Source organism: Methylobacterium sp. WCS2018Hpa-22, from assembly GCF_031843785.1.
Lineage (GTDB): Bacteria > Pseudomonadota > Alphaproteobacteria > Rhizobiales > Beijerinckiaceae > Methylobacterium.
In genome coordinates this window covers 66,827-79,275 of record NZ_JAVTJA010000005.1, presented here as the reverse complement: position 1 = coordinate 79,275, position 12,449 = coordinate 66,827, and the positions used below count along the sequence as shown (strand labels likewise).

Annotated in this window: 13 protein-coding genes; 5 read left to right on the top strand and 8 right to left on the bottom strand. The window is 65.8% G+C overall.

Going from position 1 to position 12,449, the window contains the following annotated elements; genetic code table 11:
• Positions 1–49 precede the first annotated feature (49 nt).
• From RQI43_RS08305 to RQI43_RS08285, 5 genes are all read right to left on the bottom strand, one after another.
• Positions 50–1,003, bottom strand: a complete 954-nt coding sequence (locus RQI43_RS08305; RefSeq protein ID WP_311274852.1) for a protease modulator HflC — start codon at positions 1,001–1,003, stop codon at positions 50–52.
• Entirely contained in the window at positions 1,000–2,175 is a 1,176-nt protein-coding gene (hflK, locus tag RQI43_RS08300; RefSeq protein WP_056424630.1) for an FtsH protease activity modulator HflK, read from the bottom strand. The genes RQI43_RS08305 and hflK overlap by 4 nt, the downstream gene beginning before the upstream one ends.
• Before the next feature lie 185 nt (positions 2,176–2,360).
• Positions 2,361–2,867, bottom strand: a complete 507-nt coding sequence (locus RQI43_RS08295) for a dihydrofolate reductase (RefSeq protein WP_056424627.1) — start codon at positions 2,865–2,867, stop codon at positions 2,361–2,363.
• The gene (locus RQI43_RS08290) at positions 2,867–3,661 is read right to left on the bottom strand and encodes a thymidylate synthase (RefSeq protein WP_311274851.1); all 795 of its coding nucleotides are present in this window, start codon (positions 3,659–3,661) and stop codon (positions 2,867–2,869) included. The genes RQI43_RS08295 and RQI43_RS08290 overlap by 1 nt, the downstream gene beginning before the upstream one ends.
• A 54-nt stretch (positions 3,662–3,715) precedes the next feature.
• The gene (locus RQI43_RS08285) at positions 3,716–4,516 is read right to left on the bottom strand and encodes a CPBP family intramembrane glutamic endopeptidase (protein WP_311274850.1); all 801 of its coding nucleotides are present in this window, start codon (positions 4,514–4,516) and stop codon (positions 3,716–3,718) included.
• 323 nt (positions 4,517–4,839) lie between these two features.
• Here RQI43_RS08285 and RQI43_RS08280 point away from each other — a divergent pair, with 323 nt between their 5' ends.
• On the top strand, positions 4,840–5,484 hold the full coding sequence (locus tag RQI43_RS08280) for an SspB family protein (RefSeq protein WP_311274849.1): 645 nt from the start codon (positions 4,840–4,842) through the stop codon (positions 5,482–5,484).
• Between the two features lie 45 nt (positions 5,485–5,529).
• Here the strand turns inward: RQI43_RS08280 and RQI43_RS08275 are convergent, their stop codons facing one another.
• Positions 5,530–6,924, bottom strand: coding sequence for a cytochrome P450 (locus RQI43_RS08275; RefSeq protein WP_311274848.1), 1,395 nt, complete (start codon positions 6,922–6,924; stop codon positions 5,530–5,532).
• Positions 6,925–7,067: 143 nt separating this feature from the next.
• Here RQI43_RS08275 and fumC point away from each other — a divergent pair, with 143 nt between their 5' ends.
• The 3 genes from fumC to RQI43_RS08260 all read left to right on the top strand — a co-directional run bounded on the left by fumC (position 7,068) and on the right by RQI43_RS08260 (position 9,079).
• Positions 7,068–8,492 carry a class II fumarate hydratase gene (gene fumC, locus RQI43_RS08270; protein ID WP_311274847.1) on the top strand — a complete coding sequence of 475 codons (1,425 nt, stop codon included), beginning with the start codon at positions 7,068–7,070 and terminating at the stop codon, positions 8,490–8,492.
• Positions 8,493–8,503: 11 nt separating this feature from the next.
• Entirely contained in the window at positions 8,504–8,695 is a 192-nt protein-coding gene (locus tag RQI43_RS08265; RefSeq protein WP_207413679.1) for a DUF4169 family protein, read from the top strand.
• 165 nt (positions 8,696–8,860) lie between these two features.
• Positions 8,861–9,079, top strand: coding sequence for a ribbon-helix-helix domain-containing protein (locus RQI43_RS08260; protein WP_056424607.1), 219 nt, complete (start codon positions 8,861–8,863; stop codon positions 9,077–9,079).
• A 12-nt stretch (positions 9,080–9,091) separates the two neighbouring features.
• Here the strand turns inward: RQI43_RS08260 and RQI43_RS08255 are convergent, their stop codons facing one another.
• Positions 9,092–9,859 (bottom strand): helix-turn-helix domain-containing protein, encoded by a 768-nt coding sequence (locus RQI43_RS08255; protein WP_311274846.1) that lies wholly within the window; start codon positions 9,857–9,859, stop codon positions 9,092–9,094.
• An 86-nt stretch (positions 9,860–9,945) separates the two neighbouring features.
• Here RQI43_RS08255 and RQI43_RS08250 point away from each other — a divergent pair, with 86 nt between their 5' ends.
• Positions 9,946–10,920, top strand: coding sequence for an MBL fold metallo-hydrolase (locus RQI43_RS08250; RefSeq protein ID WP_311274845.1), 975 nt, complete (start codon positions 9,946–9,948; stop codon positions 10,918–10,920).
• Positions 10,921–11,011: 91 nt separating this feature from the next.
• On the opposite strand, the gene RQI43_RS08245 is transcribed toward RQI43_RS08250, so the two are convergent.
• Positions 11,012–12,397, bottom strand: a complete 1,386-nt coding sequence (locus RQI43_RS08245) for a heterodisulfide reductase-related iron-sulfur binding cluster (protein ID WP_311274844.1) — start codon at positions 12,395–12,397, stop codon at positions 11,012–11,014.
• Positions 12,398–12,449: the final 52 nt, after the last annotated feature.

Here is a 12,449-nt window from a genome sequence, read left to right as displayed (position 1 = left end):
GTCCGCCGAAGCGGACGATCAAGGGTAGGTCAGTCAGTGGACGCCCGTTTCAGCGGACGGTCCCGGTCGTCGGAGCCGCATCCGCCGAACCCGACGCGCGCGGTGCAGTTGCCGGAGCACGCCCCTGCGGATCGTTGAAATAACGGAAGAAATCCGAGTTCGGGTTGATGACGAGGCGTGTCTCGGGGCCCTTCAGACCAGTTTCGTAAGCCTGCATCGACCGATAGAAGGCGAAGAAATCAGGGTCCTTGCCGAAAGCCTCCACGAGAATCCGGTTTCTGTCGCCCTCGCCCTGGCCTCGCAGGGTTTCAGCCGTCTGGTTGGCCTCCGACAGGACGACGGTGACGTCGCGGTCCGCCTTCGCCTTGATGGTCGCAGAGATCTGATCGCCGTTCGCGCGGATATCGGCGGCCTCGCGGTTACGCTCGGTGATCATCCGCTTGTAGACGGCGGTCGAGTTCTGCGCCGGAAGATCGACCCGAGTCATGCGCAGGTCGACGATTTCCACGCCCAGCTCTTTCGCCTGATTGTTCACGTCACCCTGGATGACGTTCATCAGATGCGAACGCTCGGTCCGCACGATGGCGTCGCGGGTCGAACGGGCGAGCACGTTACGCAGGGCCGAGTTGGTGAAGCTCGCCAGAAGCGTGTTGGCGCGCAGGACGTTATTCGCCGACTGATAGAAGCGCAGCGGATCGACGATGCGGTAGCGGGCGAACGCATCGACTTCCAGATTCTGCCGGTCGGCAGTCAGAAGCGTCTGAACCGGAAGATCGAGATCGAGGACGCGCTTGTCGAAGAGCACCACGTTCTCGATCAGCGGAACCTTGAAGTACAGGCCCGGCTTCTCGGTGCCGGTCTGATTGAGGACCGTGCGCACGCGGCCGAACTGGATCACCAGGGCCTGCTGCATCTGTCCGACGGTGAAGACCGAAGCATAGAGCGCGACGGCGAGCACTGCGAGGAGGAAGAGGACGCCGGTGCGAAGAGCGGGATTGTTCATCGTCCAGCCCCCGTATTGGTGTTGCGATTGCCGAATTCGGTCAGCGGAAGCACCGGAACGACGCCCGCGCCCGTTGCTCCACCGGCAACGCCGGTTCCGTTCTGGTCGATGATGACCTTGTTGACCGAGCCCAGGACCCGCTCCATCGTTTCGAGGAAGATGCGCTCACGGCTGACAGCCGGTGCGAGCTTGTAGGATTCGTAGACCTGCTGGAAGCGGGCCGCCTGACCAGTAGCGTCCGCTGTCGCCTGGGTCTTGTAGGCTTCCGCGGCCTGGACGATCTGCGAGGCTTTACCGCGAGCCTGCGGAACCTCGCGGCTCGCATAGGTGCGGGCTTCGTTCTGAGCGCGTTCCGCATCCTGCTGAGCCGCGTTCACATCGATGAAGGCGGGCCGAACATCCGGCGGCGGGTTGACGGCCACGAGCTGGACGACTTCGATGCGGACACCGGCGCCGTACTCGTCGAGAGCCTTCTGGGTGATCTCCTTGACCTCCTGGGCCACGCTGGACTGCTCGTTGGTCAGGATCGCCTGGATATTCCGGCGACCGATCACTTCGCGCATGGCGCTCTCGGAAATTGCCTTGATCGTCCCTTCGGGATTCTCGAGGTTGAAGACGAAGTCCGACGCCTTCAGCGGATTGATGCGCCACTGCACCTCGAAATCGAGGTCGACGATGTTCTCGTCGCCCGTGAGCATCAGGCTTTCCTCAGGCATGTCGCGGCCCCGCGATTGGGACCCGGCGCCTGCGCGGTAGCCGATCTGGACGCTGTTGACCTGACCGACATTCGGCTTGGTGACCGCGCCGATCGGATAGGGAAAGTTGTAATGCGGCCCCTGGCCGGTGGTGTTCGTGTAGCGGCCGAAGATCGTCTCGATACCGACCTGCTGCGGCGCGACCGTGTAGATGCCGGTGGCGAGCCAGATGAACAGCACGATGCCGCCGGCCACGGCCACACCCTTGCCGCCGCCCATGGAACCGCCGGGGATGATGCCACGCAGACGGTCCTGGCCACGACGGAGGATCTCTTCGAGGTCGGGGGGCGTTTTACCGCCGCCGCCTCCACCGCCGCTACCCCACGGGCCGCCCCCGCCTCCATTGCCGCCGCCGCCACGGCCCCAGGGCCCTCCCCCGTTGCCGCCACCGCCGCCGCTTTGATTGCTCCAAGGCATGCTCGCCGATATCTCCCGCTGAGGCAGTGACGTTCGAGGTCGGACCGGCGCGTTGCCGCTTCAGGCCGATCCGTCTCACGGTACTGAGTGTCGCCACTCCGTCCTGTCAAGGCTGGCAAGTGGGCATCATGAAGGGGAAAGGCAACAGCGCCGGGCGCTCTTGCACAATGCGTCGCGGCGTAGAGTTACCGGACCCGTTCCATATCAACGAATGCGAAGGCGCATTCATCCCGATCGCCGGACGGGTGCGCGACGCGGGATGTTTCGTGGAAGGCACCTCTGTCGAAGCTGGGGAAGACGGTGTCTCCCTCAGGAGAAATGTCGACTTCCGTCATGTAGATGCGGTCGGCATGCGGTAGCGCCAGGGCATAGATCTCCCCCCCACCGGCCACCATCAGCTCTTCCGCATCGCCGGCCGCCGCGATGGCCCCTTCCCAATCGAGCACGACATTGACGTCCGCGATCGAGAGTGACTGATCGCGGGTGAGAACGATGATGCGTCGGCCGGGTAATGGTCGTCCGATGGATTCGTAGGTCTTCCGGCCCATCAGGAGCGGCTTGCCCATGGTGAGTGCCTTGAAGCGGCGCAGGTCGCTGCCGAGGCGCCAGATCAGGCCATTGTCGCGGCCGATGACGCCATTGCGGGCCATGGCGACGACGAGACTGATCAGGGGGCGGGAGGAGACAGACATCAGACCGCCACCTGCGCACGGATGGCGGGATGTGGCGCGTAGCCTTCGATGGCGATGTCTTCGAACCGAAATTCAAACAGCGAGCGGACTTCCGGATTGAGAACGAGGCTTGGCAGCGGGCGCTGCTCACGAGTCAGCTGTAACCGCGCTTGGTCGAGATGGTTCACGTAGAGATGGGCGTCGCCCAGGGTATGGATGAAATCGCCGGGCCTGAGACCGGTCACCTGCGCGATCATGGCTGTCAGAAGCGCGTAGGACGCGATGTTGAAGGGCACGCCGAGAAACACGTCCGCCGAGCGCTGATAGAGCTGGCACGAGAGCCGTCCGTCGGCGACATAGAATTGGAACAGGCAATGGCAGGGCGCCAGCGCCATCCTGTCGAGGTCGGCCGGGTTCCAGGCCGTAACGATCAGGCGACGGGAATCGGGGTTTCGCCTGATTTCGTCCACGAGCCAGGAAATCTGGTCCACCGCACCGCCGTCGGGCTTAGCCCAGGAACGCCATTGCCGGCCGTAGACCGGGCCGAGATCGCCGTTGGCGTCGGCCCATTCGTCCCAGATCGTGACGCCGTTGCCCTGAAGCGCCCGCACGTTGGTGTCACCGGTGAGAAACCAGAGCAACTCGTGGATGATCGAGCGCAGATGCAACTGCTTCGTCGTCACAAGCGGGAAGCCCTGCGCCAGGTCGAAGCGCATCTGGTGGCCGAAGACCGAGAGCGTCCCTGTGCCGGTTCGGTCGTCCTTGCGCGTCCCCTCGGAGAGGATGCGTTCGATGAGCTGATGATAGGCGTGCATCGGGATCCCATTCTTGTCTCCTGCGATACCGCGAAGCGGGTCGGGAGGCGAGCGTCAGGCGGACGCCGGCCACAGCAAGTAGGCGACGACGGCGAGATTGCTCCAGACGTGGAGCAGGATGCATGGCCATAGCCGCCCGGTCCGCCAACGCAGCCAGCCTAGCATCAGGGCCAGGGGGACTAGGGAGACCGGACGGGCGATGCTGCCGACCTGGATATGAAGCAGCACGAACAGCGCCGAGGTAGCGAGGATGGCTCCCCACGGCTTGAGGAAGCGCGATGCCCTCTCGAACATGGCCCCGCGCATCAGCAGCTCCTCCGCCACGGGAGCCAGGACGATCGTGAAGGCGAGCCAAGCGACCGCGCCCGTCCTGCTGAGCAGGGGCGACAGGCCGACATTGCGTCCGAACGCCATGTGAAAGGCATCCGCGGTCGCGATCACCCACAGAATATGGAGGAAGGGCCAGAACAGGATGATGGCGAGAAGCCTCGAAGGAGCGAGGCCGGGTGCGTCGACCGGACTGAGCGCGAGCTTGGCGCGCCAAGCCTTGCCCGCGGACCAGATCGCCGTACCGATGACGATGGTGACGATCAGGCATTGTCGCAGGATGTCGCTCGCCACCTCCCGTAGGACCATCTGTTGCGGATAGAGCCGGGGTCGGCGGACGTCGCTGGCCAGCGGATCGATACCCTGCAGGATGTCTGCGCCGACTCGAACGATGAGCATCGCGGCGATGGCCGCGACGACCATGATGGACAGCGTTACCAGGACGAGGCCGATGGCATCCCGAAACGCGGTCGCGGCCAGATGGAACGACGAGCGCCTCGACCGCCCGTCGCCTTCATGGCGAGCCATTTCAGCGATTGCCCGCTCCGCGGACATCTCCACGACAGGATCGGGCTTCAAAAGCGACGCCTCTCCCTCTATATTCAATCCGCTCGGTCGAGAGGCCGGGCTAGGCGCCTGACAGACTTCGGTGAAAGCCGATGGACCCAGGCGTTTTCAGCAGAATTCTGGGTACTTGGATACGGTGTCAATTCACCGCCCCCCGTGGCCACCACGGCGGCGACGGCGCGATTGAAACCTGGGCCCGAGTCCGGCAAGCCTTCACGTCAATTCACCGACCCGGTGCGCCACCAGCGCGATATTCCGGCAGGTACCGGGCAAAGCGACAAGCGATGGCAGACGATCTGATCCGTTACGACCTTCTGGTTCAGGATGCCCTTCGCGGCGTCGTGCGCAAGGTATTGACCGACGCGGCCCGCGAAGGCCTCGCGGGGGAGCATCATTTCTACGTTTCGTTCCGGACGGAAGCGCCGGGGGTGCGGATGTCCCAGCGGTTGCGGGAGAAATACCCTCAGGACATGACCATCGTCCTCCAGCATCAGTTCTGGGACCTCGGCGTCACCGAACATGCGTTCGAGGTCGGTCTGTCCTTCTCGGGAGTACCCGAGCGTCTGCTCGTACCGTTCGATGCTCTGAGCGGGTTTTTCGATCCCTCCGTGCAGTTCGGCCTGAAGTTCGACTTGAACGAGACGGCTGAGGATGACGCTTCGGACGATGCTCCACAGGTCCCGGGCTCGAAGAACGCGCCGCGTGGCGCCGCATCGGAGCCGAGCGAGATCATGCCGAAAGGCAATGCCGTCGCGGCGATCGGCGTAAGCGTTCCCAAGCTTCTGCCCGCGCAGGGTGCGAGCCAGAACCTCGACAAGACCGAGGATGGCTCGGACGGGAAGCCGGCCCGGCCAGCGGCCAAGAAGCCCGAGGGTGGTGAGGCCGGCGCCGAAGTTGTGAGCCTCGACGCGTTCCGCAAGAAGAACTGAGCCGAAGCGCGCTTCGCTTACCTAATAATGGTGCCGCGGGTCAGGTCAGGCCCGCTGCTTCACTCGCATCCGTAAGCCATGTTCTGGTCGGAGCGTTACGCGCTGCAACGGCGTCACCGGGGCATGATCCGCCGGCAATGTGAAGCGTACGCGACGGATCATATGCGCCAGCACGATGACGGCTTCCTGGAGCGAGAAGCTCTGGCCGATACAGACGCGCGGTCCGGCTCCGAACGGCAGGTACGAAAATCGCTGCACCGCCGCTCTGTTCTCCGGCAGGAAACGTTCAGGCATGAACGTCTCGGGCTCGTCCCATAACGTCCGGTGGCGGTGGAGCACGTAGGGTGCCACCATGATCAGCGATCCCTGCGGGATCTTGATCCGGCCGATCCGATCCTCTGCGATGGCCTGCCGGCTCATGAACGGAACGGGCGGGAACAGCCGCATCGTCTCCTCCATCACCGCCTTGGTGTAGGGGAGTGCGTCGGCATCGAACACATCACCCTGCACCGCATCGACTTCGCGCTCCACGTGAGTTCGGGAATCGTGATCCTGCGACAGACAATAGAGAGCCCAGGTCAGCGCATTCGCCGTCGTCTCATGACCGGCAGCGATGAAGGTGACGATGTTGGCGCGGACTTCGAAGTCGCTGAGACCTTTGCCGGTTTCAGGGTCCTGAGCCTGAAGCAGCAACGTCAGAAGATCGGAAGGCGCCGTTCCACCATCGAGTTGCGCCCGCCGGCGCTCGATGAGCGCGTTCACGACCTCCTCGAAGAAGCGGATCGCGGGCCTCGCCCGGAGGCGGCCAATACGCGGCACGAAGGCAGGGACACCGAATACGTCCATCGGGTCCACCGGCCCGACCGATTCGAGGAAGCGCGTGATGGCGCGGCCGAGAGCGTCGGGATCGCTGGAGAGCCCCTCGGTGAAGATGGTCCGTTCGAGCACGTCGAGGGTGACCCGGGTCGTTTCCAGCGCCACGTCGACGGTTGTGCCATCGCGTCGGGCTAGGCGACGGCCGATTTTCGCCCCGGCCTCATTCATGGGAGCGGCAAAACCGAGGACGTGGCGGGCCGAAAAAATCGGCGCGAGGGTCCGCCTCTGCAGTTTCCACTCCTCGCCCTCCGCCGTGAGAAGGCCGTTGCCGAGGCCCGGCGCGAGAACCCGGCGCTGCAGGTCGTCCTTGCGGTAATTGGCGGCGTTCTCGACGAACAGGTAGCGGATCAGGGCAGGGTCACTGACCACGGTCACACGGCCCATCGCACCCTCTCGCGCCACGACCGGCTCAACGAAATGCTCGTCGAGCCACGTGGTGATCGGATTGGCGCGCACCGCCTTCAGGAAGGCGAACAGCCCCGGCTGTTCGCGAAGCGGGCGGGGAACGGAAGGACGGAAACGCGGTCGGGCATCGGGCTCCATGGTCGCTGCGTCCACGGGCATCGGCATGTATCCTCGTTGGATTCGACGCGGGGGCGGTGCCTGACTCCGGCACGGACCTGTGACGCCTTTGGTAAAAGCACCATCGCGGTTTGGCCCCGCACCGTCTAAGTAGGGCCGCATACTCCGCCATCTAAGAGGCCACGATGTCGCCGCTCGAGAGCACCACCGAAACGTCCGCCACCCGGACCGAGTCCGACACGTTCGGCCCCATCGAGGTTCCGGCCCATCGCTACTGGGGCGCGCAGACCCAGCGCTCGATCCAGAATTTCAAGATCGGCACCGAGAAGATGCCGGCCCCCCTCGTCCATGCGCTGGGCATGGTGAAGCAGGCCGCCGCCCTGGTGAACCAGGATCTCGGCGCCCTCGACCCGAAGGTGGCCCAGGCCGTCGCCGCCTCCGCCGCCGAAGTGGTGTCCGGTGAGCACGACCAGGAATTTCCCCTCGTGGTCTGGCAGACGGGGTCGGGCACCCAGTCGAACATGAACGCCAACGAGGTCATCGCCAGCCTCGCCAACGAGCTGCTCGGCGGAAAGCGGGGCGGCAAGTCGCCGGTCCACCCCAACGACCATGTCAATCGCGGCCAGTCCTCCAACGACGTGTTCCCCACGGCGATGCACATCGCGGTCTCGCGCGAGATCAACGACCGGCTGCTGCCCTCCCTGAAGCACTTGCACGACGCGCTCCAGGCGAAGTCCGAGGCGTTCTCCTCCATCGTCAAGATCGGCCGGACCCACCTGCAGGACGCGACGCCCGTCTCGCTGGGCCAGGAATTCTCGGGCTATGTCGCGCAGGTGGCGTTGGGCACTGAGCGCGTGAAGGCGACGCTTCCGGGCGTGCTGGCGCTGGCCCAGGGTGGCACGGCGGTCGGCACCGGCCTCAACGCCCATCCGGAATTCGCCGAGAAGTTCGCGGCCAAGGTCGCCGAGCTGACCGGCCTGCCCTTTACCTCGGCCGCCAACAAGTTCGAGGCGCTGGCCACCCATGACGCCCTCGTCTTCACACAAGGCGCGCTCTCGGCCCTGGCGGCGGGCCTGTTCAAGATCGCCCAGGACATCCGCTTCCTCGGCTCCGGCCCGCGCTCAGGCCTCGGCGAACTCTCCTTGCCGGAGAACGAGCCGGGCTCCTCGATCATGCCGGGCAAGGTCAACCCGACGCAGTGCGAGGCGCTGACCATGGTCTGCGCCCAGGTGATCGGCAACGGCACCACGGTGAGCTTCGCCGGCTCCCAGGGCAATTTTGAGCTCAACGTGTTCAAGCCGGTCATCGCCAATGCGGTGCTGCAATCGATCCGCATCCTCGCCGATGCCGCCGTGAGCTTCGCCGACAATTGCGTCGTCGGCATCAAGGCCAACGAGGACAAGATCGCCGACCTGATGAGCCGCTCGCTCATGCTGGTGACGGCGCTGGCCCCCTCCATCGGCTACGACAAGGCTGCCGAGATCGCCAAGACTGCGCACAAGCGCGGCACCACCCTGAAGGAAGAGGCCCTGCGCCTCGGCTACGTCACGGAGGAGGAGTTCGACCGCGTCGTGCGCCCCGAGACCATGCTGGCACCGAGCGTCGACTGACGGGGAAGCTCATGGCCGAGATCATCAACCTGCGCTCGGTCCGCAAGGGCAAGGCGCGGGCCGAGAAGGAGGCGAAGGCGGAGGACAACCGCATCGCCTTCGGCCGGCCGAAGAAGGCCAAGACCCTGGCCGAGGCCAAGAAGGCCATCGAGTTCTCGCGCCACGAGGGCCACAAGCTCGTGGGACCGGATTCGGACGGGTGACGACCCTAAGCGCTCGCAAGTCTCCCCTCCCCCCTCTGCGGGGGAGGGTGGCCCTCGCATGAGCGAGGGTCGGGAGAGGGGAGCGCCATCTCCGGAGAGGTCGCCCCCTCTCCCGCCTGCTCCGCAGGCACCCTCCCCCGCAGAGGGGGGAGGGTTGCGCGCTCGATGACCACCGGCACTACCAAACGCTCAGTCATGATCGCCGGCCACCGGACCAGCGTGTCGTTGGAGACGCCGTTCTGGGAGGCTTTGCGCGAGATCGCCGCCGCCCGCGAGCAATCCGTTCAGGTGCTGATCGGTGAGATCGACGAGGCGCGGGGCGCGCAGAACCTGTCCTCGGCGATCCGGGTGTTCGTGCTGGCTGAAGTGCGCCGGCCGAACTGAGGCCTTGGGCGTTTATGGCCGCCGGATACCGACGAGGCTTGCCGAGGCGGGTGCACCGAATGTCTGCCGGAACGCGTTGGCGAAATGGGCCTGATCGGCGAAGGCCGCGTCGTGGGCCGCGACCGTGAAGGTTTCACCCCGAATGACGGCGTCGATCGCCCGCCGCATGCGCAGCCACGAGCGATAGCGCCGGAATGGAACTCCGACCTCGCGGGTGAACAGGTGCTGCATCCGCGAGGAGGACAGCCCAACGGATGCCGCGAGGCGCGGCGCCGACATGCCCGCGTCCTGGCAGGTGCTGAGGTCCGCCATGATCCGGGTGATGCGCCCATCGAGCGTCGGTTCGTTCCGACGCATTGCGAAACCGGCGAGATCGGCGATGGCCTGCCCGGCCCAGACCGTGGCGCGCCGGCATTCGTAGAGCGCACGAAGCGGCTCGATCTCACCCCGCATGGCGACGCGTGCGCCGTCGATGTCCTCGCCGGCGGCGATCAGGCCCAGGAGAGCCCGCGCTCCGGCCTCCGGCTCAAGATAGAGGACGCCCAAGGGATCGCCGGCACAATCGAGTTCGTGCCGCATCCCCGCCGGGACGAAGGCCGTGCGGCAAGCGATCCATGGACCGGGCCTGAACCGGATGCGGAAAGGTCCATACAGGCCGGCCAGATAGACCGGCGCACCATGCTGGTGGCTGGCGTTGTAGGCGAGCGGTCCGGCAAAGAAGGTGTGCCCGCCCTCGACGTGCCAAAGAGGGCCGAGCGCTGGGCCAGCACGTTCGTTCAAGCGGTGCCCCCTCCTAACGCGCTAGGCCGGTCATCCCCGCCTCGCGGCCCGCCGGCGCGGTGGGGTCAGCCGGAGATCCTGCGACGATGATCACATTGAGCCGACGCCTTGTCACGGGCGCCCTCGCGGGCCTCGCTCTTTCCGGCGCGAGGCCGGCCCTGGCCGGGGCGGCTGCCCTCGCCGAGGCACCTTCATCGCGACGCATCCGGCTCGGCGCCTTCACCATCACCACCTTGCTCGATGCGGACGAGACCATCGACGGGCCATGGCCGATCGTCGGCGAGGACCGCCCGAGAGAGGAGGTGCAAGCGCTGATGCGGGAGAACCGGCTCCCATCGGACCGCTTCACGCCGGGCTTCACCCCGACGCTGATCGAGACCGGCACACAACGCATTCTCTTCGATACCGGAAACGGCGAGGTCGGCTTCATCCCCAGGCCGGCGGGAGGGCGGTTGGGTCAGGCGCTACGGCGCGCCGGAATTGCGCCGGAGACGATCGACCTCGTGGTGATCACGCATTGCCATACAGATCATATCGGCGGCCTCCTGGACGGCGGCATTCCGCAATTTCCCAACGCGGCCTACGTCGTGGGAGAGGCGGAATACCGCTTCTGGACCGCGGAGGAGCGCCTGTCGGCGCCGGCGGACAGCAACACCTACCGGTCGGCCGCGGTGGTGCGCAGCCACCTCGTCCCGCTGCGCGAACGCATCCGCTTCGTCGGACCCGGCGACACGGTCGCGCCCGGCATCGACGTGGTGGCCGCCTTCGGACACACGCCGGGGCACCTTGCCTTCCATTGCGAGAGCGAGGGGCAGCGGATGCTCGTGTGGGGCGACTGCGCCCATCACGAGGTCGCATCACTCAGCCACCCCGAATGGCACGCCCTGTTCGATCTCGACAAGGATCAGGGCATCGCGACCCGTCGGGCGATCTACGCGATGGCCGTCACCGAGAGGCTTCTGGTCGCGGGCTATCACACGGCGTTCCCCTCGCTCGGCCATGTCGAAGCGCGAGGGACGGGCTTTCGCTGGATTCCGGTGACCGAATCCGGAACTCCCTGAACCCCGTCTTCCCATCCGCTGCCGATCCTAACCATCGACAGGAAATGCGCAGGTCTTGGGGAAATGGTCAGGTCTTGGCGTTCCTTCGGGGTTACTCCGCCGCCTCCAGTACCCGCGTCCCGCCCAATCCCTCGAGCACCGCCGGCTTCGGCCCGCCCGTCGCCCAGTCCAGCAGTTCCACCGTGTGCACGATGGGGATGCTGGTGCCGTTCCCGATCTGCGTGGCGCAGCCGATATTGCCGGTGGCGATGAGATCGGGGCGCATGCGCTCGATATTGGCTACCTTCCGGTCGCGGAGGCGCCCGGCAATCTCCGGCTGCAGAATATTGTAGGTGCCGGCCGAGCCGCAGCAGATATGGCCCTCGGGCACGTCCTTCACGGTGAAGCCGGCCTTCTTGAGCAGGTTCTTCGGCTCGGTGCGGATGCCCTGGCCATGCTGCATCGAGCAGGCGGAATGGTAGGCAACTACGAGGTCGCTCTCGAACAGAGGCGGCATCAGGCCGAGGTTGGCGACGTATTCGGTGACGTCCTTAGCGAGGGCCGAGACCCGCGCCGCCTTGTCCGCATAGGCCGGGTCGTCGCGGAACATGAAGCCGTAATCCTTGATCGTCGTGCCGCAGCCCGAGGCCGTGACGATGATCGCGTCGAGGCCGTCGCCGTCCATCTCGGCGATCCAGGCATCGATGGTGCGCTTGGCCTGGGCGTGGGAGGTCTCGGACTTGCCCATATGGTGGGTGAGCGCGCCGCAGCACCCCTCCCCCTTCGCCTGGACCACCTCGACGCCGTGACGGGTGAGAAGCCGGACCGCCGCCTCGTTGAAATCCGGCCGCAACACGCTCTGGGCGCAGCCGCGCAGGAGGGCGACCCGGCCGGCGCGGGCGGGTGCGACCTCGCCCTGAAGCAGGGCGCTGGCTTCCCGCGCGCGGTTGTCGGCGAGGAAGGTGCCGGGCCGGTCATTGATGGTGCGGTTCGGCAGGAGCGCGGGGGCGAGGTCGAGCATCGCCGCGAGGCGGTTGCCGACGCGGGGCAACTGCGCGACGAGGGGCCGGAACGGCGAGCCGATCTTGGCGGCGAGAAGCGCGAGGCGGAAGCGGTTCGGATAGGGCAGCACGAAGGCGAGCACGCTGCGCAGGAGTCTGTCGCTCAAGGGCCGGCGATAGGTCTCCTCGATATGCGTGCGGGCATGATCCACGAGGTGCATGTAATGCACACCGGACGGACAGGTCGTCATGCAGGACAGGCAGGAGAGGCAGCGGTCGACATGCTTGACCACTTCGGGCGTCGCCGGTTTGCCGCCTTCCAGCATGTCCTTGATGAGGTAGATGCGGCCGCGCGGGGAATCGAGTTCGTCGCCGAGGAGGAGATAGGTCGGGCAGGTCGCAGTGCAGAATCCGCAATGCACGCAAGTACGCAGGATCTTTTCCGAAGCGGCCATCGCCGGGTCGGCAAGCTGCGTCAGGCTAAAATTGGTCTGCACGGCGTTTCCTCAGGGTCCCGATATCGTTATTCTTGCTGGGTGGTCTGTCGCC